This window comes from Actinokineospora auranticolor, from assembly GCF_002934265.1.
Lineage (GTDB): Bacteria > Actinomycetota > Actinomycetes > Mycobacteriales > Pseudonocardiaceae > Actinokineospora > Actinokineospora auranticolor.
The window spans coordinates 150,008-175,268 of record NZ_PTIX01000010.1 but is presented as its reverse complement, the minus strand read 5'-3'; the positions used below and the strand labels follow the sequence as shown (position 1 = coordinate 175,268).

25 protein-coding genes are annotated in these 25,261 nt (G+C 70.1%); 15 read left to right on the top strand and 10 right to left on the bottom strand.

Annotation, left to right across the window (positions count from 1 at the left end):
• The first annotated feature begins 1 nt into the window (after position 1).
• The 7 genes from CLV40_RS19725 (at position 2) to CLV40_RS19695 (ending at position 8,840) form a co-directional block, all read left to right on the top strand.
• On the top strand, positions 2-1,165 hold the full coding sequence (locus tag CLV40_RS19725; protein WP_104480422.1) for an ABC transporter substrate-binding protein: 1,164 nt from the start codon (positions 2-4) through the stop codon (positions 1,163-1,165).
• A gap of 41 nt (positions 1,166-1,206) precedes the next feature.
• Positions 1,207-2,073, top strand: a complete 867-nt coding sequence (locus CLV40_RS19720; RefSeq protein ID WP_104480421.1) for a branched-chain amino acid ABC transporter permease — start codon at positions 1,207-1,209, stop codon at positions 2,071-2,073.
• A 189-nt stretch (positions 2,074-2,262) separates the two neighbouring features.
• On the top strand, positions 2,263-3,399 hold the full coding sequence (locus CLV40_RS19715; protein ID WP_245931401.1) for a zinc-binding dehydrogenase: 1,137 nt from the start codon (positions 2,263-2,265) through the stop codon (positions 3,397-3,399).
• Positions 3,396-4,373 carry a methyltransferase gene (locus CLV40_RS19710; protein WP_104480419.1) on the top strand — a complete coding sequence of 326 codons (978 nt, stop codon included), beginning with the start codon at positions 3,396-3,398 and terminating at the stop codon, positions 4,371-4,373. Before CLV40_RS19715 ends, CLV40_RS19710 begins: the two co-directional genes overlap by 4 nt.
• A 133-nt stretch (positions 4,374-4,506) precedes the next feature.
• A complete protein-coding gene (locus tag CLV40_RS19705; protein WP_104480418.1) occupies positions 4,507-6,675 on the top strand; it encodes a N,N-dimethylformamidase beta subunit family domain-containing protein in 2,169 nt (722 codons plus the stop codon).
• Positions 6,676-7,635: an alpha/beta hydrolase gene (locus CLV40_RS19700; protein ID WP_104480417.1), complete on the top strand. Its 960-nt coding sequence runs from the start codon at positions 6,676-6,678 to the stop codon at positions 7,633-7,635. It begins immediately after the preceding gene.
• Between the two features lie 176 nt (positions 7,636-7,811).
• Positions 7,812-8,840 (top strand): helix-turn-helix transcriptional regulator, encoded by a 1,029-nt coding sequence (locus CLV40_RS19695; RefSeq protein ID WP_104480416.1) that lies wholly within the window; start codon positions 7,812-7,814, stop codon positions 8,838-8,840.
• Positions 8,841-9,161: 321 nt separating this feature from the next.
• On the opposite strand, the gene CLV40_RS19690 is transcribed toward CLV40_RS19695, so the two are convergent.
• From CLV40_RS19690 to CLV40_RS19650, 9 genes are all read right to left on the bottom strand, one after another.
• The gene (locus tag CLV40_RS19690) at positions 9,162-10,589 is read right to left on the bottom strand and encodes an aldehyde dehydrogenase family protein (RefSeq protein WP_104480415.1); all 1,428 of its coding nucleotides are present in this window, start codon (positions 10,587-10,589) and stop codon (positions 9,162-9,164) included.
• Positions 10,586-12,034 (bottom strand): aldehyde dehydrogenase family protein, encoded by a 1,449-nt coding sequence (locus tag CLV40_RS19685; RefSeq protein ID WP_104480414.1) that lies wholly within the window; start codon positions 12,032-12,034, stop codon positions 10,586-10,588. Before CLV40_RS19685 ends, CLV40_RS19690 begins: the two co-directional genes overlap by 4 nt.
• Before the next feature lie 210 nt (positions 12,035-12,244).
• Positions 12,245-12,826, bottom strand: a complete 582-nt coding sequence (locus tag CLV40_RS19680; RefSeq protein ID WP_181043600.1) for a DUF3558 family protein — start codon at positions 12,824-12,826, stop codon at positions 12,245-12,247.
• 40 nt (positions 12,827-12,866) lie between these two features.
• Positions 12,867-13,019 carry a hypothetical protein gene (locus tag CLV40_RS39645; RefSeq protein ID WP_245931400.1) on the bottom strand — a complete coding sequence of 51 codons (153 nt, stop codon included), beginning with the start codon at positions 13,017-13,019 and terminating at the stop codon, positions 12,867-12,869.
• 86 nt (positions 13,020-13,105) lie between these two features.
• Complete coding sequence (locus tag CLV40_RS39640) at positions 13,106-13,243, bottom strand: hypothetical protein (RefSeq protein ID WP_245931399.1); 138 nt, start codon at positions 13,241-13,243, stop codon at positions 13,106-13,108.
• Between the two features lie 220 nt (positions 13,244-13,463).
• Positions 13,464-13,634, bottom strand: coding sequence for a hypothetical protein (locus CLV40_RS19665; protein ID WP_181043599.1), 171 nt, complete (start codon positions 13,632-13,634; stop codon positions 13,464-13,466).
• A gap of 250 nt (positions 13,635-13,884) precedes the next feature.
• Positions 13,885-14,460: a DUF3558 domain-containing protein gene (locus tag CLV40_RS19660; RefSeq protein WP_104480412.1), complete on the bottom strand. Its 576-nt coding sequence runs from the start codon at positions 14,458-14,460 to the stop codon at positions 13,885-13,887.
• A gap of 49 nt (positions 14,461-14,509) precedes the next feature.
• Entirely contained in the window at positions 14,510-14,890 is a 381-nt protein-coding gene (locus CLV40_RS19655) for a hypothetical protein (RefSeq protein WP_104480411.1), read from the bottom strand.
• A 121-nt stretch (positions 14,891-15,011) separates the two neighbouring features.
• Complete coding sequence (locus CLV40_RS19650; RefSeq protein ID WP_104480410.1) at positions 15,012-15,977, bottom strand: AraC-like ligand-binding domain-containing protein; 966 nt, start codon at positions 15,975-15,977, stop codon at positions 15,012-15,014.
• 255 nt (positions 15,978-16,232) lie between these two features.
• On the opposite strand from CLV40_RS19650, the gene hpaD reads away from it, so the two are divergent.
• From hpaD to CLV40_RS19615, 7 genes are all read left to right on the top strand, one after another.
• Positions 16,233-17,099 carry a 3,4-dihydroxyphenylacetate 2,3-dioxygenase gene (hpaD, locus tag CLV40_RS19645; protein WP_104480528.1) on the top strand — a complete coding sequence of 289 codons (867 nt, stop codon included), beginning with the start codon at positions 16,233-16,235 and terminating at the stop codon, positions 17,097-17,099.
• Positions 17,096-18,493, top strand: coding sequence for a fumarylacetoacetate hydrolase family protein (locus tag CLV40_RS19640; protein ID WP_104480409.1), 1,398 nt, complete (start codon positions 17,096-17,098; stop codon positions 18,491-18,493). The genes hpaD and CLV40_RS19640 overlap by 4 nt, the downstream gene beginning before the upstream one ends.
• On the top strand, positions 18,490-19,152 hold the full coding sequence (locus tag CLV40_RS19635) for a GntR family transcriptional regulator (protein WP_104480408.1): 663 nt from the start codon (positions 18,490-18,492) through the stop codon (positions 19,150-19,152). The genes CLV40_RS19640 and CLV40_RS19635 overlap by 4 nt, the downstream gene beginning before the upstream one ends.
• A 13-nt stretch (positions 19,153-19,165) precedes the next feature.
• Positions 19,166-20,092: a 4-hydroxy-tetrahydrodipicolinate synthase gene (gene dapA / locus CLV40_RS19630; protein WP_104480407.1), complete on the top strand. Its 927-nt coding sequence runs from the start codon at positions 19,166-19,168 to the stop codon at positions 20,090-20,092.
• A gap of 31 nt (positions 20,093-20,123) precedes the next feature.
• A complete protein-coding gene (hpaE, locus tag CLV40_RS19625) occupies positions 20,124-21,632 on the top strand; it encodes a 5-carboxymethyl-2-hydroxymuconate semialdehyde dehydrogenase (protein ID WP_104480406.1) in 1,509 nt (502 codons plus the stop codon).
• A 161-nt stretch (positions 21,633-21,793) separates the two neighbouring features.
• A complete protein-coding gene (locus tag CLV40_RS19620) occupies positions 21,794-22,453 on the top strand; it encodes an SDR family NAD(P)-dependent oxidoreductase (RefSeq protein WP_104480405.1) in 660 nt (219 codons plus the stop codon).
• Complete coding sequence (locus tag CLV40_RS19615; protein WP_104480404.1) at positions 22,450-23,241, top strand: SDR family NAD(P)-dependent oxidoreductase; 792 nt, start codon at positions 22,450-22,452, stop codon at positions 23,239-23,241. The genes CLV40_RS19620 and CLV40_RS19615 overlap by 4 nt, the downstream gene beginning before the upstream one ends.
• Before the next feature lie 56 nt (positions 23,242-23,297).
• Here CLV40_RS19615 and CLV40_RS19610 read toward each other — a convergent pair whose 3' ends face one another.
• The gene (locus CLV40_RS19610; RefSeq protein ID WP_104480403.1) at positions 23,298-23,570 is read right to left on the bottom strand and encodes a hypothetical protein; all 273 of its coding nucleotides are present in this window, start codon (positions 23,568-23,570) and stop codon (positions 23,298-23,300) included.
• A gap of 189 nt (positions 23,571-23,759) precedes the next feature.
• On the opposite strand from CLV40_RS19610, the gene CLV40_RS19605 reads away from it, so the two are divergent.
• Entirely contained in the window at positions 23,760-24,167 is a 408-nt protein-coding gene (locus tag CLV40_RS19605; protein ID WP_104480527.1) for a type III secretion system chaperone family protein, read from the top strand.
• Positions 24,168-25,261 lie beyond the last annotated feature (1,094 nt).

The window sequence follows — 25,261 nt, the reverse complement described above, 5'->3', positions numbered from 1 at the left end:
AATGAAGAGAGCGTTCGTCAAGATCGGTGGTGTTGTCGGCGCGGCGGTTATCACCTCCTCGCTGATCGCGGGATGTAGTACCAGCAGCGACACCATCAAGATCGGTGCGATCGCCGGCCTCACCGGCAACTTCATCACCGAAGAGGTCGTCAAGACCGCCCAGCGCGTGTTCGACGACGCGAACGAGCAGGGCGGCATCAACGGCAAGAAGATCGAGTTCATCGTCAAGGACGACGCCGGTGACCCCAAGCGCACCGCGCAGGTCGCCCGGGAGCTGGCCGACGCCAAGGTGGTCGCGATGACCGCCTCCGGCAGCTTCACCGACTGCGACGTCAACGACGCCTACTACCGCCAGCAGAAGATCAGCTCGATCATGGCGGTCGGTGCCAGCCCGAAGTGCTACCAGAGCCCGAACATCGCCCCGGTCAACGTCGGCCCGTTCACCCTCATCACCGCGGAGCTGATGTTCGCCTCCGAGACGCTGAAGAACGAGCGGATCTGCAACTTCACCGTCATGCTCCCCGGCTCCGAGGAGGCGGTGAACAACGCGCTCGGCCAGTGGTCCAAGATCACCGGCAAGCAGCTGGTGGTCAACGACACCGCGGTGCAGCAGAGCGGCGACCTGACACCGTACCTGCTGCGGGCGAAGCAGGAGCGCTGCGACGCGATCCTGTTCAACCCGGGCGAGCAGATGGTGGTGCCGTTCCTCAAGGCGGCGCAGACCCAGGGCATGTCCGATGTGGACTTCCTGCTGCTGGCCCCGGCGTACACCGAGAGCGTCGCCAAGGCCATCGGCGACCTCGGCCTGAAGGTCTACGCGGGTTCGGAGTTCGAGCCGTTCACCGCGGAGAGCGACGCCAACCGGCCGTGGAAGGACGCGGTGACCCGGGCCAAGGCCTCGCCGACCGCCTTCTCCCAGGGCGGCTACCTGGCGGCGAGGTTCATGGTCGACGTGCTCAAGACGATCAAGGGCGACGTCACCCGCGAGTCGGTGAACGAGGCGCTGAAGAACATGGCGCCGATCTCCGACCCGATGGTGGGTACCCCGTTCGTGTTCGGTCAGGGCGACCGGCACGCGCCGAACCAGGCCTCGAAGATGGTCGAGCTCAAGGACAGCGCGTGGTCCCCCATCGGGGACTTCATCACCGTCCCGACCTCCTCCTGATCCACCCAGCTACCTAGATAACTCCTGATCCGGAGGCAGTCGTGCTCCAACTGTCCGCGGCCATCGCCGGACTGGTCACCGGCGGGGCCTACGCCCTGATGGGCCTGTCCACGCTGCTGACCTACCGCCTCGTCGCGGTGGTCAACTTCGCGCAGGCCGCCGTCGGCGCGTTCGGCGCGTTCGTCATGGTGATCCTGTACGAGGGCGGCTTACCGCTGGTGCTGGCGATCCCCTTGGGCATGGCGGTCGGCGCGCTGCTGCACTGCGGCCTGGGAGCGATCATGGTCCGGTGGTTCTCCGAGGCCGGTGAGGGTGTCAAGGCCGCGGTCACGATCGCGATCTACACCGGACTCGTCGTGGTGGGGCTGCGCCTGTTCGGGGCGCAGCACCCCCACCGCTTCCCCAGCCCGTTCGACGCCGCCGCGTTCACCCTGGGCGGCGTGGTGATCACCTGGACCACCATCGTCACGATCATCCTGGCGGTGCTCTTCGCCGCCGCGCCCGCGGTGCTGCTGCGCAACACCCGGGTGGGCCTGCTGCTGCGGGCCCAGGCCGAGCGCCCGACCACCGCCGAGCTGATCGGCGTCCGGGTGCCCCGGCTGTCGATGATCGTCTGGGCGATCGCGGGCGCGGCCAGCGCGCTTGCCATCATGATCATCGCGCCGCAGCTGGCCAGCGACTTCGGCTCGCAGGCCGCGCTGATCACCCCCGCGCTCGCCGCGGTGCTGATCGGCGGGTTCCGCAGCTTCCCGCTCACCCTTGTGGGTGGTCTCGCGCTCGGTGTCCTGCAGGGCCTGGCCAGCAGCATCGACGCGCTCAAGCAATACCGCGGCGTACTGCCGTTCGTGGTCATCCTGGTCGTGCTCGTGTGGACCCGGCGGGGTGACCGCTGGGACGAGCCGTCCTAGATCGACTGTCCAAAGGGGGCCGTTCGGGGTCGGATGTACCCGGACGCGACGCAAGGGGGAGAAGATGTGCCACGCCGAGGGCTCCCGCCCACCGGCACCGCTGACCGGCCTGTCCGCCGCTGGATCCCGTTCCAGCGCCGGGCAGGCCGCGGCGCGTCCCACACTTTCCTTCACGGTGAAGGAGCCGGTGTGACGCATCGACCCCGGGTCACCGCGGCTGCGGTGCTGCGCGAGTTCGGCGCGCCCCTGGAGCTGGAGGAGCTGCCGCTGCCCGCGGACCTGCCCCCCGGCGCCGCGCTGGTCCGCGTGCTGCGCGCCACCCTGTGCGGCACCGACGCGCACATCTGGCGGGGCCTGCTGCCGTTCGCGAGCCCGCCCCTGGTGCTGTGCCACGAGATCGTCGGCGAGGTCGTCGCGCTGGGCCCGTACGCGGGGCAGGACGCCCTGGGGCGGCCCGTGGAGATCGGCACCCGACTGGTCTGGTCCGAGTCCGTCTGTGGCCATTGCCACGCCTGCACCGTGCTCCGCGAGCCTGTTCTGTGCGCGAACCGGGGATATGGTTTCACCCAACGGGCTGACAAGTGGCCATTCGTCATCGGCGGCCTGTCGCAGTACACCTACCTCCCGCCGGGCGCGCACCGTTTGGTCGTGCCCGACGACATACCCGACACGTGGGCGGCGGCCGCGGGCTGCGCGGTGAAGACCGCGTTGCGCGCGTTCGCCAACGCGGGCGGCGTGCGCCCCGAGTCCACCGTGGTGATCCAGGGCGCGGGCCCGCTGGGTCTGGTCGGCACCGCGCTGGCCAGGTCCTCGGGCGCGGGCCGGGTGATCACCATCGGCGGTCCGGCCAACCGGCTGGCCATCGCCGCGCGCTTCGGGGCCGACGTGACCATCTCCGTTGAGGAGGTCACCGACCCCGACGAGCGGGTGGCGCGGGTGGAGGAGCTGACGGAGGCCCGCGGCGCAGACCTGGTTTTCGACTTCGCCGGATCCCCGTCGGTGAACCGCGAGGGCGTGCTCATGTGCGGCCCGCGCGGCAAGCACATCGTGGTCGGCTTCGCCGGCCCGAAGGCGCTGCCGGTGCCCCTGGACGTGGTCATGAGCCGCGAGATCCAGGTCATCGGTTCGCTCAACGGCGATGTGTCCGACCTGGACAGATCGCTGAGGTTCCTGAGCGCGTTCAGGGGCCGCTTCGACTGGGACGCCATGTTCGGTGAGCCAGTCGGCCTGGCAGGTGCGAGCCAGGCCATCCAGGACATGGCGTCCATGGCGGCGGTCAAGGCCGTCGTCGACCCAGCTCTCGATCTTGAGGAGATCTCCGGATGACCACCAACCACGTCGACCCGAGCCCACTGGCCGCGGTCGCGTCCGGCTTCATGGCCGCCAAGCAGTTCTTCGCCGCCAGCGAGCTGGGCGTCTTCGCCGCGCTGGCCGACGGCTCGAAGACCTCCGCCGAGGTGGCCGAGACCGCGGGCCTGCCGGAGCGCACGGCGCGCATCCTGTCCGACGCGATGGTGGGCCTCGGCCTGCTGACCTACGCCGACGGCAAGTACACCAACACGGCCGCGACCGCCAAGTACCTCGCCGGTGGCGAGGGCCTGGACCTGCGCCCGTGGCTGGCGTTCTGGGACAACCTGAGCTACCCGCACTGGCTGGGCTACACCGACTCGATGCGCAGCGCCGAGCCGCAGCCGTTCAGCTTCGACGGTGACCGCATGGGCACCTTCATGGGTGGTGTGCAGACCTACAACTCGCTGCACGCCGAGCAGCTCGCGGCGGTGTACGACTTCACCAAGCACCAGAACCTGCTCGACCTGGCGGGTCTGTCCACCGCGTTCCTCGACGAGGCGCACAAGCAGAACCCGAACCTGCGCGGCGCGTTCGTCAGCACCGCGGAGATGCTGCAGATGGCCCAGGGCGGCGCGCCCGAGGGCTTCACCGACTTCGTGGAGTTCCACGAGGCCGACCCGCTGACCCAGGACGTCCCCGGCAAGTACGACTCGGTGCTGCTGGAGCACGTGCTGCACCGGTTCACCCCGGCCGACAACCAGACCATCCTCACCAAGGCCCGCGCGGCCGTGGAGCCGGGCGCCGCGCTGCTGGTGCTCGACTTCCTGCTCGACGCCTCGGACGGCCGCCGCCTCGACCCCGTGCTCGCGGGCGAGTACCTGGTCATCGACGGCACGGTCGTGTACCCCGAGGACGAGGTCAAGGGCTGGCTCGAGGCCACCGGCTGGCGCTGGGTCGAGACCCGCGAGGTTCCCGGCTCGCCGCGAGTGATCATCGCGGAAGCGGTCTGACCCCTGGTGGGTGACCGCGAGGGCGACTTACGCCTTCCAGAACGGCGGGGCGGGTGGACGCGGTTTTGCCGCGCCGCCCGCCCCGCTTGCCCAGCACCACACTCCTGAAGACTCCTGAAGGGGAGAGCCCAGCGTGACCCGTCGTCCGGTCGACCACACCCACGCGCCCATCGCGGGATACACCGACCGGCTCTCCGCCAGACCGGGGGAGTCGATCACCGTGCACGCCAGTTCCACCGAGCCCGACGTGCGGGTCCGGTTGGTGCTGGTGGACCACGACGGCACGAAGTCCGTCCGGGTGCCGGTGGAAGCCGGGTTGCCGGAGCGGATCACCGTGCCGCACCAGGACCTGCGCCACGGCTCCTACGGCCTGGTGCCCAACCCGCCCGCGTTCGGCGGCGCGGCGACCTTCGCCACCTGGGTCTGGCCGACCACCCCGCCGGGCCGCCGCCAGGCCCTGCTCACCCAGGAGTCCGTGGCCGGGCTGTCGCTCGACGAGCAGGGGCGCCCGGAGTTGACCGTGCACACCGACGACGGCGTGGTCACCGTGACCGCGTCCGCCGCGCTGCACCCCCGCCGCTGGTACCTGCTCACCGGCTCCTACTCCGAGCGCGGCGCGCGCCTGGAGGTCCGGCCCCGCGACCCGCTGGCGGCCGAGAAGCCGTCCACCGTCGTCGTGGCACCCGCGCGCGGCGTGCTGGCGACCGCGGACACCCCGCTGGTGTTCGCCGGGCGCCTCGCCGACGGCGTGGTCGAGGACAACCTCGACGGCAAGCTCAGCGCCCCCTGCCTGTTCGACCGGGCGCTCGACGCCGCCCAGGTCGCCGAACTGGCCGCGGACACCACCGGCGCCTGGCACCGGGGCGCGGCCGCGCAGTGGGACCTGGCCCAGGAGATCTCCGGCGACCGGCTGCTCGACCTCGTCGACGGGCGGCACGGCACCCTGCACAACGGGCCGCTGCGCGGGGTCACCGCGCACGACTGGACCGGTGAGGTGCTGGACTGGCGCTTCGCCGACACCGGTTACGGCGCGGTGCACTTCCACGCCAGCGACATGGAGGACGTCGGCTGGGCGCCGGTGCTCACCGTCGACCTGCCCATCGACCTGCCCGGCGGCTGCTACGCCGTCGAGCTGACCTCCAGCGCGGGCGCGGACCGGCTGCCGTTCTTCGTCCGCCCGCCGGAGGGCGCGCCCAAGGCGCCGCTGGTGTTCCTCGTGCCGACGCTGAGCTACCTCGCGTACGCGCTGGAACACGTGCACATGGCGTTCCTGCCCGAGGACCCCGCCGAGGTCGCCGCGCCGTTCGCCCGGGCCAACGACCTGCACAGCCTCTACGACCGGCACAGCGACGGCGCCGGTGCCGCCACGGCGTCCCTGCGCAGGCCGCTGCTGGGCCTGCGCGACGACCACGTCTTCCGGCACGCGAGCGGCCCGCACCAGTACAGCGAGGACCTGCACCTGGTCGGCTGGCTGGGCAGGCAGGGCTTCGAGTACGACGTCATCACCGACCACGACCTGCACGCCGAGGGCGCGGCGGCGCTGGAGGGCTACCACGGCGTCATCACCGGTAGCCACCCCGAGTACTGGACCGGGGCCATGCTCGACGCGGTCACCACCCACCTGCACGGGGGCGGCGGTCTCGCGTACCTGGGCGGGAACGGCGCGTACTGGGTCACCGCCATCCACCCCGCCAAGCCGCACGTGGCCGAACTGCGCCGGGGGTACTCCGGTGTGCGCATGTGGGAGAGCGAGCCCGGTGAGCTCACCCTGGCCTGCACGGGCGAACCCGGCGGTCTGTGGGCCGAGCGCGGTCGCGCGCCCCACCGCCTCTTCGGCATCGGGACCACCGCGGCGGGTCTTACGACCGGAGGCTCCTACGAGCTGACCACCGCGACCGGCGACCCCGCCGTCGATTCGCTGCTGCACGGCATCGACCGCGGCGTACCGTTGGGGGAGTTCGGCGCGCTGCTCGGCGGTGCCGCGTCCTTCGAGACCGACGCCACCAACGCGCTGCTCGGCACCCCACCCGGTACCCGCCTGCTCGGCCGGGCGCTGCTCGGCGAGTCCTACATGCAGGCCGACACCGGTCCCACCACGCCCCACCCCCTGGCCGACCCGGTGGACCCCCGCCGGTCCGACCTGACCCTGCTGGACACCCCCGGCGGCGGCACCGTGTTCGCCACCGGGTCGATCGGCTGGTGCGCCGCCCTGCCGCACCGCGGGGACGCCAACGACGTCTCCCGGCTCACCGCGGCCGTGCTGCGCTCCTTCAGCGCCGATCGGCACGGAAAGGAGTTGTAGTTGACCCTGCACCCTGAAGCCAAAGCGGTCATCGCGGCCACCGAAGCCGCGGGCGGACTCCTGCCCGCGGGCCTCTCGGCAGCCGAGGTCCGGGCGGGTTTCGCCGCGAACTGGACCATGCCGGAGAACCTGGACCCGGTCGGCCGGGTCTACGAGCGCACCATCCCCGGTCCCGCGGGGGAGTTGGCCGCGCGCGTCTACGAGCCCACCGGTGAGGGGCCGTTCCCCGGTGTGCTGTGGCTGCACGGCGGCGGTTTCGTGGTCGGCTCGGCGGTGGAGAACGAGCAGGCCTGCCGCACGCTGTGCAACGAGGCCGAGGCGATCGTGGTGTCGGTGGAGTACCGGCTGGCGCCCGAGCACCCCTTCCCGGCCGCCGCCGACGACGCGTACGCGGCACTGACCTGGATCACCGAGCACGGCGCCGAACTGGGGATCGACACCGAGCGGATCGCGGTGGCGGGCGAGAGCGCGGGCGCCAACCTGGCCGCCGTCGCCTGCCTGATGACCAAGGACCGCGGCGGGCGGTTACCCCGGCTGCAGATCATGGCCTGCCCGGTCATCGCCCCACCGACCGACGAGCGGCCCTCGTACGTCGACTTCGCCGTCGGCCACTTCCTGACCCGCGCGGACATGGAGTGGTTCTTCGAGCAGTACCCCGGCGACAAGGCGGACCTGGACAGCCCGTACTTCAACCCGCTCAACGCCACCGACCTGTCCGGCCTGCCGCCCGCGCTGGTGATGACCGCCGAGTACGACCCGCTGCGCGACGAGGGCGAGGAGTTCGCCCACCGGCTCATGGACGCGGGCGTGCCCACCGAGCTGATCCGGTACCACGGCCAGATCCACGGCTTCTTCGCCCTGCTGGTCGACCAGCTCAGCATCTCCGCGGTCGCCCACCAACGGGCCATCGACGCGCTGCGCCGGGTCTTCACCGAGGGACTGGACCTGGACCGGGCCTGACGCCGGGGAGTCCTACCACGACCGTCCTGTTCGGCCCCCGGCGCCGCGATCTTGGTCGCGGGCGAACACCCGTTGACCCGCAGCGCACGCCCTCCGTGCGCTGCGGGCTCCTCGCCTGCCAAACTACTGCCCGGTCCGGGTAGGTTCCCGGTCCTCGGGGTCGGCGAGGAGGTGCGATGGACCCGGCGTTCGTCTCCTCGGCGGTGCGCATCGGGGCGGCGCTGGGCACCAGCGCGGACGTCGAGTGGGAAGAGGTGTTCGACGCGATCACCAGTGCCGTGCCGGACACCTGCGCCGCCCAGGTCACGGGCTGGGACCCGGTGGCCCGCGGGTTCGTGGTGCTGGCCGAGCGCGGCTACACCCGGTCGATCTCCCAGGACCTGGCGCACGAACTGCCGCGCACCCGCTGGGGTGGCCTGCTGTTCGACTCGGACGTGCCGCTGCTGATGGACGACGCCCCCCACAACTTCCGGGATTCGCCGCACTACCAGGAGAACCTGCGCCCGGCGGGCCTGGAGGACGGCCTGTCCGCCGCCCTGCGCCTGGGCACCCACCGGGTCGTCGGCATCCTGCACCTCAACGCGTCCACCCAGAAGTCGTTCGGAGAACGCACGCGAGCGTTCATCGGCGAACTGGAGAAGACCCTCGCCCGCCGCGTGGACCCCCTGCGCAACCCCCGCTTCGAGGCCTGGTTCGGTCCCGAGTGGACGGCCAGCCACCTGGTCCCCGGCGGCGCGCCACTACCCCTGGCGGACCGCCTGCCGTCCCCCTTGGCCGACGACCCCAGGATCCAGGCCCTCAGCGCCGCCTTCAACGACCTGGACGTCGGCACGGTCGCCTTCCTGTGGCCCGGCCCCGACGGCTGGTACCGGGTCCGGTTGTTGCGGGTCATCGACGGCGTCCGCACGGGCGTGATCGTCGCGTCGGCCCCGTACGAGAACGCCCTGAGCCTGACGGCCCGCGAGGTGGACGTGGCCACGGGCATCGTCGCGGGCCTCAGCAACCAGTCCATAGCCGAGAACCTGGTCGTCAGCCGCCGAACCGTGGAAACCTACGTCGAGCGGCTGCTGGGGAAGCTGGACTGCCAGTCCCGGGGGGAGGCGGCGGGGGTGGCCGCGCGGGCGGGCATCATCCGGCCGACGCCCGGTGGGGGAGTGGGCGACCTGCACCGGCTCACCAGGGGTTCCGAACCCACCTGGCTCTAGATTTCCCGGCGTCAAGTCACTCGATCAGGGCTGTGGACAACTTTCTGCGCCGGTGCGCCGGGACCTCCATAGTGGTTCACGCGGAGCCGGTCGGTTCCGCGTGACATCGCCAGGAGGTACGAGATGCCCGTCCCGCACCACGCGACCCGGTCTTGCCCGCGCCCGGGAAGTCCACTTCGGACACCCAGGAGGCTGCCGCGCTCGGGTGCGGGGGCAACCGCGCGCCGAGCAGGACCAGCGGTTCCCGATCCGCGCCGCCGGGCCGAAAACCAGTGCTGCCCGGAGCCCCCTCGGGGCTCCGGGCAGCACTGGGCCCCGCGTCTAGGAGACGAACTCCGTCAGGACCATGACCTTGGGCTCGGTCAGGTCGAGCATCGCCGAGAGGACGCCCTCACGGCCGACACCGGAGTCCTTGATGCCGCCGTAGGGCATCTGGTCGGCGCGGTAGGTCGGGACGTCGCCGATGACGACGCCGCCGACCTGGAGCTTGGCGGTGGCGTGCGCGGCCAACCGCAGGTCGTGGGTGAACACGCCCGCCTGCAGGCCGTAGCGGGAGGTGTTGGCGGCGGTGATGGCCGCGTCCACCGACTCCACCCGCTGCACCACGATGACCGGGCCGAAGACCTCCTCGGTCACCACCGCGCAGGTCGGCGGGACGTCGGCCAGCACGACCGGGTCCAGCAGGGTGCCCGTCCCGCCGCCACCGGCGAGCAGGGTGGCGCCGCGGGTCACCGCGTCGGCCACCCAGTCGGACACCCGGCGGGCGGCGTCGGCGTTGATCATCGGGCCGACGTGCGTGTTCGGGTCGGCGGGGTCGCCGTTGGCCAGGCCGCGCACGTGCGAGACCAGGGCGGGCACGAACCGGTCGTAGACGTCGGTGTGCACGAACACGCGCTGCACCGACACGCACGACTGACCCGCCTGGTGCGTGCCGAAGGTGGCCACGCGGGCGGCCGCGCCCTCGATGTCGGACCAGTCGGGGCAGATCAGCACCGGCGCGTTGCCGCCGAGTTCGAGCAGCACGTGCTTGCGCGGGTTCGCGTCGTTGATCCGGAAACCCACCGCGTCGGAGCCGGTGAAGGAGATGACCGGCAGCCGCGGGTCGCCGACCATCTCGGCGATCTGCTCGTTGGTCATCGGCAGCACCGACCAGGCGCCCGTGGGCAGGTCGGTCTCGGCCAGCAGCTCACCGAGCAGCAGCGCGGACAGCGGCGTGGCCGGGGCGGGCTTGATGATCACCGGGCAGCCCGCGGCGATGGCGGGCGCCAGCTTGTGCGCGACCAGGTTCACCGGGAAGTTGAAGGGCGTGATGCCCAGGACGGGCCCGCGCGGCACCTGCCGCACCAGCGCGACGCGGTCCTCCGAGCCGGGGTCGGTGTCCAGCCGCTGCACGCTGCCGGAGAACCGGCGGGCCTCCTCCGCGCCCCAGCGGAAGGTGGCGATGGCCCGGGTGACCTCGACCCGCGCCCAGCTGATCGGCTTGCCGGACTCGGCGGTGATCAGCGCGGCGACCTCGTCGAGGCGCTCGCCGAGGCGGCGCGACACGTGGTCGAGGGCGTCGGCGCGCACGTGCGCGGGGGCGGACGCCACCTCGTCGCGGGCGGCGGCCGCGGCGGCCACCGCCTCCTCGATGTCGGCGGCGGTGGCGTTGCTGGTGACCCCGGCGACCGTGGCATCGAACGGGCTGCGCACGGTCACCGGGGAGTCGGAGGTGCGGGGCTTGCCCGCGACCCAGTAGGGGGTGCTCACTGAGCAGCCCCGTAGTGCATCCACACGCCCTTGATCTCGGTGAAGGCCTCGATCGCGTACGGGCCCATCTCCCGGCCCCAGCCGCTGGACTTGAACCCGCCCCACGGGGCGGCGGCGTCGGGGATGCAGGGCATGTTGACGAACACGGCGCCCGCGCGGATGCCGTCGGAGAGGCGGTGCGCGGTGCGGACGTCGTCGGTCCACACCGAGGCGGCCAGGCCGTACGGCGAGTCGTTGACGCGGTGCAGCAGCTCGTCCTCGTCGGAGTAGTCGAGCACGGTCAGCACCGGGCCGAAGATCTCCTCGCGGACGATCTTCATGTCGTCGTTGACCCCGGCGAACACGGTCGGGCGGTAGAAGTTGCCCGCGGCCAGGTCGCCGTCGGCGCGCGCGCCACCGGCCACGAGCTGGGCGCCCTGGTCGACGCCGCTGCGCACGTAGTAGTCGACCTTGTCCAGGTGCTCGGCGGTGACCAGCGGGCCGAGCTGGGTGTCGGCGGCGGAGCCGGGGCCGAGCTTGAGGCCGTCGACGGCCTTGCCGAGCTTGGTGGCGAACTCGTCCACGCGGGAGGAGTCGACGTAGAGGCGGGCGAAGGCCGCGCACACCTGGCCGCTGTTGAGCAGGCCACCGGCGACGGCACCGGCCACGGCGGCGTCGATGTTGGCGTCGCGGGCGACGACGGTCGGGGTCTTGCCGCCGAGCTCCAGCGTCACGCGCTTGAGGTCGTTGGCCGCGGCCGCGACGATGTCCTTGCCGACCGAGGTCGAGCCGGTGAACGAGACCTTGTCCACGCCTGGGTGACGCACCAGCGCCTTACCGGCCTCGGGCCCACCGGTGATCAGGTTGACCACGCCCTTGGGCACGCCGGCCTGCTCGCACAGCCGCACCAGGTAGGCCGCGGACAGGGAGGTCTGCTCGGCGGGCTTGAGCACCACGGTGTTCCCGCAGGCCAGCGCCGGGGCCAACTTCCACACCATGATCATCAGCGGGAAGTTCCACGGCGCGATCAGCGCGCACACGCCGACCGGCACCCGCTGGTCGAACTGGAGCGTGTCGGGGAACGACACGTGCCGCACCGCACCGTCGATCTTGGTGGTGAACCCGGCGAAGTACCGGAAGTGCTCCACGGCCCCCGTCACGCTGACCGCCTTGGCCACCCCCAGCGGCTGCCCCTGGTCCAACGTCTCCAACGCCGCGAGCTCCTCGGCATTGGCCTCCAGCAGATCAGCGATCCGCCACAAGATCCTCGCCCGCTCCGTGGCGGGCACCCGCCCCCACGCCGGAAGCGCCGCCCGAGCCGCGGCAACCGCCGCGTCCACCTCGGCCGCCCCCGCGTCCACCAACGTGGCGATGGGGTTCCCGGTAGCGGGGTCGAGACTGGTGAACTCCCCAGCCCCGGCCGGTCGAACCCACTCCCCATCGATGAACAAGCTCTCGCTGCGCATCGGCTCCCCTTCCTCGCCGCCACTGGACCAACGCGGAAGCAAGTGTCAACCGACACCCCCACCCCGTGATTGCCTGTCAGCGCATGGCCATTGACCAGACGTGCCCAGCCCCGACACCCCCGGACCCCACCCCTGTCCGTTTTGTCGGCGCACCGGGAGCGTACGACAACCAGCCCACCGGCGCCTGACCTGAGCAGGCACCTCCGGTCGCTACCCGCGGGGCAGTTTCGGCTCGACGACCCGGGCCAACTCGAGCGCCATCTCGCACGCCTTGTCCACGTCGACCCCGACTGTGGCCTGCGTCGCGACTCTGGTGGTGTCGGTCACCGCCATCATCACGGCGCAGTTTTTCTCCACGTCATTGATGACCTGGATCGTCTGCCGATTCCCGATCGATGCGATCGGCTTTTTGTTCAGCGTGTCAGAGAGGTCTTTGAGACCGGCGCTGTCGTAGAGAATGACGTTCAATATGGAGGTGTATTCCTGGCCTCGGACCTGCCAGGTGCACAAGCGCCCCGAGCCTAGTTCGCTGCTCTTGCCCGTCGCGGTGATGCCGAAATGGGCCTGCTCGGCGCTCGACAGCATCTCGCAAGCCTGCAAATCAGCGAGTGGGCCTGACGCTTTCCTCGATGTGGACGTCGGTTTTGAGGAACTCCTACCGACGGTCGTCGTGGTACCGGTCGGCGTGGCAGGCGAAGTGGTCGCGGTGCCGTCGGTCGTGGTTGTGCACGCGGTGCTTGCGGTTGCCACCGTGACGGCGGTGACCAGCGCCGCGCCGAGTTTGATGCGCATGGTGGGGATCCTCTTCGGGAGCATCGATGGCTGCGACGACTCAAGCCTGGGGGAACTCTGCGGCATTTTGGGCGTCTTTATGCTGGTAGTTCGCCATTGCGGTGGTGATTGCCTCTTGAGCTTGGGTCAACGATTCACGCAATGCCATCATCTGGGTGACGAAGCCTCGATCATCGCTTGCCGCGGCGATCATAAAAGGCTTCATAATTTCGGCATTGTTCGTGGATCCCAGCTTCGGCGCATAGGTCAGAATCGCCCAGTTGGCCCGGTTCGCGTCGATCAGTCGATCATGTTCCGGATCGCAGTGAGCAGGGCCTGGCCGCCGCGTTCGTTGACGGCGAAGCCGCCGGATTGGGCGGCGCCCAGGAAGTGGGAGATGTCGGGGGCGATGGAGCCGCCGCCGTCTGAGTCGCGCATGGTGTGGTTCTTCCCTCCCTGTCAGTGCGATGCTACGGGGGAGGGGTGACGGGGTGTGGGGAATCGCCGGTTTGCCTGCGGTGGGTGACGGTCTGGTCACCGCGAGGAGTGGCGTTGGGGAGGGTTAGTCGCTGCGGTGGGTGGCGCTGCGTTGGCGGTATTCGGAGGGGCTCAGGCCGTACTCGGCCTTGAAAGGCTCGGCTGAGGTATGACGCGTCCATCAAACCCCAGCGGACGCCGATGCCGCCGCCCGAGCCGCGTCCACCTCGGCCGCGCCCGCGTCCACCAACGTGGCGATCGGAGTCCCGGCAGCGGGGTCAAGACTGGTGAACTCCCCAGCCCCGGCCAGTTGAACCCACACCCCGGCGATGTACAGGCTCTCGCTGCGCATCGGCTCCCCTGTAATCGCCTTGGCCTCGCCTACCGTGAGCTGACAGGCTCTGACCTGGGCGCGTACCCGCTACTACGGATACGGCGGTGCGGGACTGTCTGGGCACCGCCATGTCGATCGAACACGTACCGAACTCTTCGACGGATTGGTACGGGCGGTTCTCCTGCCCCGACACTGGCCAAGTCCGCGATGTCGGTATCGGCCAGCAGGCCATCGTGGCAATGTGCTTGGGAATGCTGAATAGCAGTTCCTACTCGCGCGGCAGGGTGGGATCGATCAACTCGGCGATGGTGCGAGCGAGTTCGCACCCTTTGGTCTCATCGTTGTCCGCCATGACGATCGCGGCCACACTGCTCTTCTTGGCAACCGCCATTGATACCGTGCAAGCTTTGAATGCGGTGCCACCGGTTATCTGGATGGCTTTCCGTCCGTTGATGTCCGGCAGGGGCTTGGTTTTCGCGGTATCGGGCACTTCGTCAACCGCGAGGCTGTCGTACAGTACAACACTAATCACCCAAGGGCGCTTTTCCCCTGCTGTGTGCCAATCGCAAGAACGCCCTGAACCGATGTCGCTGGGTTTTCCCGCGTCTGTGACGCGCAATTGCGTTTTCATGGATGGGGTGAGTACGCTGCAAGGCTCGATATCGGCCATTGAGCTCGTGGGTTTCGACGATGTCTTGGCGGGAAGGGACGAGGTCGACGTGCCCGCACTAATCGGTGAGGTTCCGGGTTGGGTTGTCGCAGTCCCGGTGGCGGATGTCGTGCAACCGGAGACGCCGGCTGCCGCGAGTATTGCCAGGAGTACGGCGCTTGACTTGGCGCGCATGTGCCTGCCGGTCCTATCCGGTAGTGGTGTACTTGGTAGCTGTGCTGCCCTATGTCTGGGTATAGCTCGACATTGCTCGCGCTTCAGTGTTCTTGTAGTTGGCAATGGCCGCCACGATCGCTTCTCGTGCGCTGAGCAGGGATTCACGGAGCGCGGACATCTGCGTGATGAACCCACGATCGTCGCTCGCCACCGCCACCATGAACGGCTTCATCACCTGGGCGTTGTTGGTCGATCCCAGCTTGGGCTCTCGGGCCAGCTTCTCCCAGCCGACGACGTTGTCGTCGATCCACGACGTCATGTTGTCGATCGCAGTGAGCAGGGCCTGGCCGCCGCGTTCGTTGACGGCGAAGCCACCGGATTGGGCGGAGCCCAGGAAGTTGGAGACGTCCGGGGCGATGGAGCCGCCGCCGCCGTCGGAATCGCGCATGGTTGTGTTCCTCCCCGTCAGCGCGATGCTACCGGGGGAGGGGTGACGGAGTGTGGGGAATCGCCGGTTTGTCTACGGTGGGTGACGGTCTGGTCACCGCGAGGAGTGGCGTTGGGGAGGGCTAGTCGCTGCGGTGAGTGGCGCTGCGCTGGCGGTATTCGGAAGGGCTCAGGCCGTACTCCGTCTTGAAGGCCCGGCTCAGGTATGACGCGTCCACCAGGCCCCAGCGGGCTCCGATGGCTCCGATCGCCAGTTGCTGCTTGCTCGGGTCCGCCAAGTCCTGACCGCACCGCTCCAACCGCCGCTGGCGGATCCACCCCGACACCGTCACGCCCGCGTCGCTGAAGAGCTTGTGCAGGTAGCGGGTCGAAATGTGGTGTGCGGCGGCGATCTCCGTGGGGCTCAGGGCCGGGTCGTTGAGGTGCGTCTCCACATAGGACTTGATCTTCACCAGCAGCGCGCCCCGGCTCGACTCCGCGGGCACGTTCGAGTAGTCCACCCGGTCTGCCAGCGCCGTCCCCAGGAGGTCCACGACGTTCCTCGCCAGCCGCACGCTGCCGTACACCTGGGGATCGTCGAGGTTGCGGGCCAGCTGCACCAGGATCGAGCTGACGATCCCACTCACCCCGGATCCACCACTAAAGCGTGTAGCCGTCAGCTGTTCGACGTGTCCGGATGGCAGGCACAGCATGTCGCGGGGGAACATCAGGACCAAAGTGGACGAGACGTCGTCGAAGGCCAACGTATACGGGCGGGTGGTGTCGTAGATGGCGAAGTCGCCGGGGTCCAAGGCCGCCTGGCGGCCGTCCTGGCTGAGTCGCGCGGAGCCGTGCAGCTGCAACCCCAGCTTGTACACCTCGGGGTTGCCCTTGGCGATGGCGCGCTGCGTCCGACGTACGGTGTGCGCGTCGGCGGTCGCCTCGTACACGGCGACGCTACCCAGGTTCTGCCCGCGCAGCCTGCCCCGGAACGCCGAGCGCTCGCCCGGCGCGGCCTCCAGCGGCACGAAGGTCTGCGATACCGCGGACTCCCACAGGTCGAACTGCTGCGCCGCCGGCGCGCCCGCCGTCGTCACCGAGTACGTCAACGCTGACCTCCTTGCCAGAGTGACCCTGCGTGACTGGGAACACTGTTCCCTCACGCCCGTTCCCGTCAAGGCTCGGCCTCGCACCGAGTCCTACCCGCAATGTTGCGATGCGCTCCCGGTCAACCGGAGTGCACGCCCCGCCAAGGAATCAACGCTCCGAGGGGGTACACCTGTTCCCATCGGTGGCGTGTGCCGCCGTCGGAGTACGAATCATATGCGATCCGCTACATGATTCCCTCTATGGAGGAGGTCACCATGGGTGAGCTGGTCCTGGCCGCCAAGATCACGCACGTGCCGTCGATCTGGCTGTCCATCCAGCCCGGCAAGAACCACGGCATCCGCAGGCCCGCGGAGCTCGGCCTGGCCGAGGTGGGCAAGCGGGCGCGCGACCGCGGCGCCGACACCTTCCTGGTGGCGGACTCGCACTGGATGAACAGCATGGGCTTCCACCTCAACGGCAAGGCCCAGCACCACGGCAGCTACGCCTCGCACGAGCTGCCGCACTTCATCGCCGACCTGGAGTACGACTACGCGGGCGCCCCCGACCTGGCCCGGCTCATCGGCGAGGAGATCAACGCCGGTGGACAGAAAGCCCTGGTCCACGACGTCAAGGACCTCGGCCTCGAGTACGCCACGCTGGTCCCGATGCACTTCATGAACCGCCCCGACAACACCGAGGGCGCCCGGCAGCTCGACGTGCTCCCGATCGGCTGCAACATCTACTCCACGATCGACGAGAACCGCCGCGTCGGCGAGGCCATGCTGCGTGCCATCAAGCGCTCCGACCGCAAGGTCGCGTTCCTGGCCAGCGGGTCCCTGTCGCACCAGTTCCCCACGAACGAGATCTCCTCCCAGTACCTCAACACGATCTCCAACCCGTTCAACGAGCAGGCCGACCGGATCGTGCTCGACCAGTGGCGCGAGGGCCGCATCGCCGAGTTCCTCGAGACCCTCCCGACCTACAACGAGCGCTGCACCGGCGAGGCCGCCATGGCCGACACCGCCATGATGTTCGGCCTCCTCGGGTGGAAGGACTACTCCGGCAAGGGCGAGCAGCTCTGCGACTACTTCCCGAGCTCCGGCACCGGCCAGGTCATCGTTGATTTCCCGGTGCCCGCGTGAGCGCGCACCCGCTGGGCATCCAGCCGACCAAGATCATCGCGGTGCACCTGAACTACCGCAGCCGCGCGGCCGAGCGGGGCCGGTTCCCGGAGGAGCCGTCCTACTTCCTCAAGCCGCCGTCGTCACTCGCGGCGACCGGCCAGGACCTCGTCCGTCCCAAGGGCACCGTCCTTTCCGCGTTCGAGGGCGAAATCGCCGTAGTCATCGGCAAGCGCGCCAAGAACGTGAAGCGTTCGGACGCCCTGGACTACATCGCGGGCGTCGCCGCCGCGAACGACTTCGGCGTGCACGACCTGCGCTACGCCGACCGCGGCTCCAACCTGCGCAGCAAGGGCTCCGACGGCTTCACCCCCGTCGGCTCCGCCCTGCTGGACCCCCGCACCGCCGACCTGACCCTGCGCACCTGGGTCAACGGCACGCTGGTGCAGGAGGCCAAGGTCGACGAGCTGCTGTTCGACTTCGGCTACCTGGTCGCCGACCTCTCCCGCACCATCACGCTGGAGCCCGGCGACATCATCCTCTGCGGCACCCCGACCGGCGCCACCGTCGTCGAGCCCGGTGACGTCGTCGAGGTCGCCATCGGCGACGCCGAGCGCCTGGTCAACACCGTCGTCGAGGCCGACGACGAGCTGCCCAAGCCCGGCGCCCGCCCCCAGGTGACCGCCGTGGACAAGGGCATCGCGTTCGGCAAGGACGTCCCGTCCATCAAGCCGGAGACCGAGGCCGCCCTCAACGCGGTGTCCACCGCGACGCTGTCGAGCCAGCTGCGCAAGCGCGGGCTCAACCACACCTTCCTCACCGGACTCGCCCCCGCGCGCGCCGACCTGCGGATGGTCGGCGTCGCGCACACGCTGCGGTACCTGCCGCTGCGCGAGGACATGTTCGACGAGCGCGGCGGCGGCATGAACGCGCAGAAGCGCGCCGTCGAGGCCATCGGCCCCGGCCAGGTGCTGGTCATCGACTGCCGCGACGAGCACGGCGCGGGCACCATCGGCGACATCCTGGCCCTGCGCGCGGCCCGCCGCGGCGCGGTCGGCATCGTCACCGACGGCTGCCTGCGGGACAGCCCGTCCTTCGGCGAACTGGAGATCCCGACCTACTCCGCGGGCGCGCACGCCGCGGTCCTCGGCCGCAAGCACGTGCCGTGGGAGATCGGCGTGGACGTGGCCTGCGCGGGCGTCCTGGTGCGCCCCGGCGACGTGCTGGTCGGCGACGGCGAGGGCGTCATCCTGATCCCGCCCGCCATCGTGGACGAGGTCGCCAAGGACGCGCTGGAGATGGAGCGCCAGGAGAAGTTCATCCTGGCCCGCGTCGACGAGGGCGAGTCGGTCGACGGCCTGTACCCGATGAACGCGACCTGGAAGGCCAAGTACGCCGAGTGGGACGGGCGATGACCACCTCGGTCACCATCCCGGCGCTCGCGGGCCGCTCCAAGACCCAGTACGCCTACGAGACGCTCAAGGAGCGCATCGTGGACGGCTGGTACGGCCCCGGCACCCGGCTGGTCTTCGACCGGATCGCCCGCGACCTCGGCATCAGCGCCGTGCCGATCCGCGAGGCGGTGCGGCGGCTGGAGGCCGAGGGCTGGGTCATCTTCGAGCGCAACGTCGGTGCCCAGGTCGCGGGCGTCGACCCGGACCAGTACCGGCACGCCATGCACACGCTGGCGCTGCTGGAGGGCCACGCCATGGCGACCGCCAAGGCCACCCCGACGCTGCTGTCGCGTGCCGAGAAGCTCAACGACCGGATGCGGGCCACGCTCACCGAGTTCGACCCGCTGGGCTTCACCCGGCTCAACCGGGAGTTCCACCTCCTGCTGTGCGGGGGCTGCCCCAACCCGCACCTGCGGGACCTGATCACCCGCGAGTGGAACCTGCTGGACGTGCTGCGCCGCTCCACGTTCAGCCTAATCCCCGGACGGGCCAGGGAGTCGGTCGAGGAGCACGACGAGCTCTTACGCCTGCTCCGCACCGGAGCGCCCGCCGCCGACGTCGAGGCCTTCGCCCGCCAGCACAAGCTCAACACCGTCACCGCGGTCTCCACCCGCGCCTGATCCTGGAGAAGCAATGAAGTTCCGCTCCACCCCCGCCGCGGTCAAGGGCTCCATCGCCCCGGTGGTCACCCCGTTCACCGCCGACGGCGCCGTCGACCTCGACGGCCTGCGCAACCTCGTGCGCTGGCAGCTCGACTCGGGCTCGCACGGCATCTCCATCGGCGGCTCCACCGGTGAGCCCAGCGCGCAGACCATCGCCGAGCGCATCGCCGCGATGAAGGCCGTGGCCGAGGTGATCGACGACCGCGTGCCGTTCCTGCCGGGCACCGGCTCCACCAAGCTCGACGAGACGCTGGAGCTGACCGCCGCCGCGCAGGACCTCGGCGCCGACATCGCGCTGGTCATCACCCCGTACTACAGCCGTCCCACCCAGGAGGGCCTGATCGCCTGGTACGGCACCGTGGCGCGGGAGTTCCCCGACCTGCCGATCGTGGTCTACAACGTGCCCTCGCGCACCGCGCTGGACATCGCCCCGGACACCGTGGCGACGCTGCGCCGCAACCACGACAACATCGTGGGCATCAAGGAGACCACCAAGGACTTCGAGCACTTCTCGCACGTGCTGCACAAGTGCGGGCGCGACTTCCTGATGTGGTCGGGCATCGAGCTGCTGTGCCTGCCGCTGCTGGCCATCGGCGGCATCGGCTTCGTCTCGGCGCTGGCGAACATCGCGCCCGCCGCGGTCGCGCGGATGTACGAGCTCTACGTCTCCGGCGACCACGAGGGCGCCATCGACCTGCACTACCAGCTCGCGCCGCTGGTGGAGCTGCTGTTCGTGGAGACGAACCCCGCGCCCGCCAAGCACATCCTGAAGAACCTCGGCCTCATCGAGAGCGGGTTCGTCCGCGCGCCGCTGATCGAGCCGACCGCCAAGGGCCTGGAGAAGATCAACGCCCTGCGCGCCCAGGCCGAGCACCTGCTCGTCCGCCCCGCCAACTGACGCCCCCGCCGACCCGCCAAGGAGAACAAGCATGACCGAGCCAGTCGTCCCCCGCCCTGCCGACCTGCCCAGCGACCTGCGGCACTTCATCGACGGCAAGCCGGCGTCCAGTGTGGACGGTGCGACCTTCCCGGTCGCCGACCCGGTCACCAACGAGGTCTACGGCCGCGTCGCCGCCGGTGACGCCGCCGACATCGACCTCGCCGTGGCCGCCGCCAAGCGCGCGTTCACCGAGGGCCCGTGGCCGCGGCTGAGCGCCCGCGAGCGCGCCAAGATCCTGAACAAGATCGCCGACGGCATCGAGGTGCGCGCCGAGCGCCTGGCCGAGCTGGAGACCTTCGACACCGGTCTGCCGATCACCCAGGCCCGCGGCCAGGCGCACCGCGCGGCGGAGAACTTCCGCTACTTCGCCGACGTCATCGTGGCCATCCACGACGAGGCCTACGTCGTGGGCGACAAGCAGGTCAACTACTCGGTGCGCCAGCCCGCCGGTGTCGCGGGTCTGATCACCCCGTGGAACACCCCGTTCATGCTGGAGACCTGGAAGCTGGCCCCCAGCCTCGCGTCGGGCTGCACCGTGGTGCTCAAGCCCGCCGAGTGGTCGCCGCTGTCGGCGAGCCTGCTGCCGGAGATCATGACCGAGGCGGGCGTGCCGGACGGCGTGTTCAACCTGGTGCACGGCATCGGTGAGCAGGCCGGTGCGGCGCTGGTGTCGCACCCGGACGTCCCGCGCATCTCGTTCACCGGTGAGAGCGGCACCGGGCAGATCATCATGCGCTCCTCGGCCGACAACCTCAAGGAGGTGTCGATGGAGCTGGGCGGCAAGTCGCCCTGCGTGGTCTTCGCCGACGCCGACTTCGACCGGGCCGTGGACGCCGCCGTGTTCGGCGTGTTCTCCCTCAACGGCGAGCGCTGCACCGCCAGCTCGCGGGTCCTGGTCCAGCGCGAGATCTACGACCGGTTCGTCGAGGCGCTGGGCGCCCGCGCGGCGGCCGTGCGCGTCGGCCTGCCCGCCGACCCGACCACCGAGGTCGGCGCGCTGATCCACCCCGAGCACTACGCGCGGGTCATGGAGTACGTCGAGATCGGCAAGCGCGAGTCCCGGCTGGTGGCCGGTGGCGTGCGCCCCGAGGGCCTGCCGGAGGGCAACTTCCTGCAGCCGACCGTGTTCGCCGACGTCCGCCCGGACGCCACGATCTTCCAGGAGGAGATCTTCGGCCCGGTCGTCGGCGTGACGCCGTTCGACACGGAGGAGGAGGCCATCGAGCTGGCCAACGCCACCAAGTACGGGCTGGCCGGATATGTCTGGACCAGTGACCTGCAGCGCGGCCACCGCGTCGCGCGCGCGGTGCAGTCGGGCATGGTCTGGATCAACTCGCACAACGTGCGCGACCTGCGGACCCCGTTCGGCGGCATCAAGGCCAGTGGTGTTGGCCAGGAAGGCGGTGTGCACAGCATCGACTTCTACAGCGACGTGCGCGCCATCCACGTGGCCGTCGGCGACCTGCACACGCCGCAGTTCGGCAAGGCTGGCAAGTAAAAAGACCCAACCGGTGGTCCGGCTTCGGTGCAAGTCGGACCACCGGTTGTCCCATGCCGTGACCAACTAGTTGCCTCGAAGCGAACGATCGTTGTTCGGCTGCGCACTAGTGGGTTCTGGCTCTGGGTAACCGCTCATGGCGGGAATTAGCGTGCCCGGTCATGGGCAGCATGGACGGCAAGGTGGCACTGGTCACCGGGGCCGGTTCCGGGGTCGGCATCGCGGTCGCGCGGATGCTCGACGACGAGGGCGCCACGGTGGCGGTGCTCGACGGTGACTCGACCGGGGCGGAGCTGGCCTCGCGCGGGCTCCGGCGCGGCATGGTGGTCAGCGCCGACGTCTCCGACCCGGTGCAGGTCGACGGCGCGGTGCGCGCGGTGGTCGACCACTTCGGCAGGCTGGACGTGCTGGTCACCAACACGGGCGGCTGGGACTGCGGTCCGGCCGCCGCCGGGTCCACGATGGACATCACGGACGAGCAGTGGCACGAGGCGCTGGGAGTGCGCCTCGACGGCACGTTCTACGGGACCCGGGCGGCGTTGCGGGCGATGAAGGGCCAGGGCAGCGGGGCGATCGTCACGATCGTCGCGGACTGCGGGCACATGGCGCACCACAGCGCCGTCGAGGGCGCCGTGCGCGGGTTCACCGCCGCGGTGGCCGGGGACGTGGCCCCGCTGGGCATCCGGGTCGGCGCGGTCGCCCCGGGGTGCACGGACTTCCTGGTCCCCGAGGACATCGCCGCGGCGGTCCTCGGCCTGCTCGGGCCGGACGGCGCCCACCTGAGTGGACAGACGATCAAGACGAGAGGAACGGTCGCATGAGGTTCGCGGACACGGTCACCCTGATCACCGGGGCGGGCACGGGGATCGGCGCGGCCACGGCCCGCCGGCTGGTCGAGGAGGGCGGCAAGGTCGTCCTCACCGGCAGGCGCGAGGCCCCGCTGCGCGAGGTCGCCGACCCGCTGGGGGAGAGCGCGCTCGTGCTGCCCGCCGACGCGGTGGACTCGGCGGCCATGAAGGCCGTCGTGGCGGCGACGCTGGAGAAGTTCGGCAGGCTCGACGGCGTGGTCGCCAACGCCGGTGGCCACGGCCTCGGCACCGCCCTGGAGACCGACGACGCGGGCTGGAAGCTGGCCCTCGACGTCAACCTGACCAGTGCCTTCGTCACCATCCGCGAGGCGCTGCCCGCGCTGCGGGTGCGCGGCGGCTCGGTCGTGCTGGTCTCGTCGCTGGCCGGTCTGTTCGCGGGCCCCGGTGTCGCGGGCTACACCTCGACCAAGCACGCGCTCATCGGCCTGACCCGCTCGATCGCCCGCGACTACGGCCGCGACGGCGTCCGCGCGAACGCGGTGTGCCCGGGCTGGGTGCGCACGCCGATGGCGGACGAGCAGATGGCGGCGTTCGGGGCGGGCAAGGGCCTGGACCGGGAGCAGGCGTACAAGGTCGTCACGGAGAACTGCCCGCTGGGCCGCCCGGCCGAGCCGGAGGAGATCGCGTCGGTCATCGCGTTCCTGGCGTCGAAGGACGCCGCGATCGTCAGCGGCGCCGTCGTGACGGCCGACGCGGGCGCCAGCTCCGTCGACCTGCCGACGATCGCCTTCGTCGACTAGCGGCAGCGCCGTGCGGCGGGGTGGTGACCGGTCGCCGGTCGCCACCCCGTTCCGCTTCAGGCCGTGCAGCGCAGCCAGGGGCGGTTCGCCCGCCACGGGTACACGGTCGCGACGCCCCACCGGCTCGCCGGGTCGTCCAGGTAGCCGGGGTCGCGCACGAACATGATCCAGGTTCGGCCGTCCCCGGCCTGGTACGTGACCTGGCACTGCTTCTCGTCCGCCAAGAGGTGCGGCGTCCCCTGGGTCAGCACCCGCCGGACGCACGCCACCAGGTGGTTCCGCTGCGCCCGCGACGTGACGTTGCCGTGCCTGGCGCTGATGTGCCGCATCCCGTAGTTGATGTCGTGACCGCCGGCGGCCGGGTCTCTTGGGTCTCGTCTGGCATCGCGCCTGCCCGGTCCGGGCGGCGTGGAGCAGGAGACCAGTCCCCGGAACGGGGGTTGCGGGAGTTCACCTGTCGGCGGTGGATACGCACACGACCGGATCCGATCGCGTGTTCGCCCCGCTACGCTGTGCGCATGTCGACATGGCGCGACCTCGCGCAGTACGTCCGCGAAGAGTACGAGGTCATCTCCGAGGAGGAGGACCAGCTCCGGATCCTGGTCAACTTCGAGCAGCAGGACGAGGAGGACGAGCGCACCCAGGTGGTCATCGTCGCCCTGGAGATCCTGGACAGCAAGCACGAATGGGTGCAAATCGCCACGCCGCTGGGGTTGGCGGACAAGGTGGACCTGAAGGCGGTCCTCACCGAGATCGGCCACTCCAGCATCGCCTGCGGCGCCGCGATCATGGGCGACCACGTCGTCCTGCGGCACTCGCTGCCGCTCAAGGACCTGGACATCCACGAGTTCACCGACCCCCTGGAGCTGCTCGCGGGCACCGGCGACCAGCTGGAGGAGATCTTCTGGGGCGGCGACGAGTACTGAGCGGGCCCACCCGCGCGTCCGCCGGAGCGCCGGAGCACCGCACGCCCCCTCGCGGGGGCCGTGCCCCGCTCCGGCGCTCCGCCGTTCCAGGGGCCGCCCGCGCGCTCGCGGACGGAGTGGTCGGACACTTGGTACGTCGAGCGACCGCCCCGGCGGAACCGGCCTAGTCCCGGATCGTGAACCGCGCCCGCGGCGCGCTGGTCGACCAGGAGCACGGCCGGTGCGACCGTCCGCAGCACGGCGAGTAGGGCCAGGTGTCCGATCGCGACCGCCTCCCCGCTCCGGTCGCCGTCCGAGCGGGTGCGCCAACACCGCGCCCGGAACGAGGTCGGTCGAGCCGCCGGTGCGGTCGACAGCGGGATTCACCCGGACGACGGTCGTTCCCGCCGATGTCGTCCCCTTTTTCTACTCAAGCGCGTATCAACCTTTCGCAAAGCGTCCGGTCGGGTTATCAACCCGATCACCCTTCGTGCCCGCCGGCTATTGACGCACTGGGGCCGCGCATCGTCCCACATTCACCTCACATCCGCTCATCGGGTGCGTGTTAAAGTCCGCAATCTCACTCGTCGGTAAGGACGACCCGCTTTTCGGCAGGCCCTTGCAATTTGCAGTCTTCGCCCGTACGGCCCACGTCCGTGCGGCATCCGGACCGGCACGACCTTCCGTCTCGCATACTTGAGACTGAATTGATGCCCGCTATGGTCGAACGTTATGTACCTATCACGTTGTCAACGGCTTGACTGGCGAGACTTTGGTGGGCAAACGTTCACATGTCACCTGAGTGAATGGCAAAGAACATTGGAACGCTACTCCTTTTGGGTAATAGGTTGTGAATTCTTCTACCCCGAAGGGCGTAGGTGGGGATAGTTAGCAACAGTTATGTTTCGCATGCCTCCAGTGCCACGGTGAAACTGTTAATGCGCGCAGTCGGAATCCGAACGCGTCGATCCGCCCCGGCCCGGTCCGCGGCGGCGGCACCGACCACAATGGACTCCTCCCGAACCGCGGCACGGCGGAGGCGACGCCCGGCAGGGCGGGGCGACCCCCGCCGCCGGACTCACCGAAAGTCCCACCACGACACACGGTGTTAAGGA

Coding starts and splice junctions, on each gene's coding strand:
- hpaD (WP_104480528.1), top strand. CDS start 16,233: ATGGGTGAGCTGGTCCTGGCCGCCAAGATCACGCACGTGCCGTCGATC.
- CLV40_RS19610 (WP_104480403.1), bottom strand. CDS start 23,570: ATGCGGCACATCAGCGCCAGGCACGGCAACGTCACGTCGCGGGCGCAG.
- CLV40_RS19665 (WP_181043599.1), bottom strand. CDS start 13,634: ATGCGCAGCGAGAGCCTGTACATCGCCGGGGTGTGGGTTCAACTGGCC.
- dapA (WP_104480407.1), top strand. CDS start 19,166: ATGAAGTTCCGCTCCACCCCCGCCGCGGTCAAGGGCTCCATCGCCCCG.
- CLV40_RS19620 (WP_104480405.1), top strand. CDS start 21,794: ATGGGCAGCATGGACGGCAAGGTGGCACTGGTCACCGGGGCCGGTTCC.
- CLV40_RS19660 (WP_104480412.1), bottom strand. CDS start 14,460: ATGCGCGCCAAGTCAAGCGCCGTACTCCTGGCAATACTCGCGGCAGCC.
- CLV40_RS19725 (WP_104480422.1), top strand. CDS start 2: ATGAAGAGAGCGTTCGTCAAGATCGGTGGTGTTGTCGGCGCGGCGGTT.
- hpaE (WP_104480406.1), top strand. CDS start 20,124: ATGACCGAGCCAGTCGTCCCCCGCCCTGCCGACCTGCCCAGCGACCTG.
- CLV40_RS19685 (WP_104480414.1), bottom strand. CDS start 12,034: ATGCGCAGCGAGAGCTTGTTCATCGATGGGGAGTGGGTTCGACCGGCC.
- CLV40_RS19605 (WP_104480527.1), top strand. CDS start 23,760: ATGTCGACATGGCGCGACCTCGCGCAGTACGTCCGCGAAGAGTACGAG.
- CLV40_RS19710 (WP_104480419.1), top strand. CDS start 3,396: ATGACCACCAACCACGTCGACCCGAGCCCACTGGCCGCGGTCGCGTCC.
- CLV40_RS39645 (WP_245931400.1), bottom strand. CDS start 13,019: ATGATCGCCGCGGCAAGCGATGATCGAGGCTTCGTCACCCAGATGATG.
- CLV40_RS19695 (WP_104480416.1), top strand. CDS start 7,812: ATGGACCCGGCGTTCGTCTCCTCGGCGGTGCGCATCGGGGCGGCGCTG.
- CLV40_RS39640 (WP_245931399.1), bottom strand. CDS start 13,243: ATGCGCGACTCAGACGGCGGCGGCTCCATCGCCCCCGACATCTCCCAC.
- CLV40_RS19680 (WP_181043600.1), bottom strand. CDS start 12,826: ATGCGCATCAAACTCGGCGCGGCGCTGGTCACCGCCGTCACGGTGGCA.
- CLV40_RS19635 (WP_104480408.1), top strand. CDS start 18,490: ATGACCACCTCGGTCACCATCCCGGCGCTCGCGGGCCGCTCCAAGACC.
- CLV40_RS19655 (WP_104480411.1), bottom strand. CDS start 14,890: ATGCGCGATTCCGACGGCGGCGGCGGCTCCATCGCCCCGGACGTCTCC.
- CLV40_RS19615 (WP_104480404.1), top strand. CDS start 22,450: ATGAGGTTCGCGGACACGGTCACCCTGATCACCGGGGCGGGCACGGGG.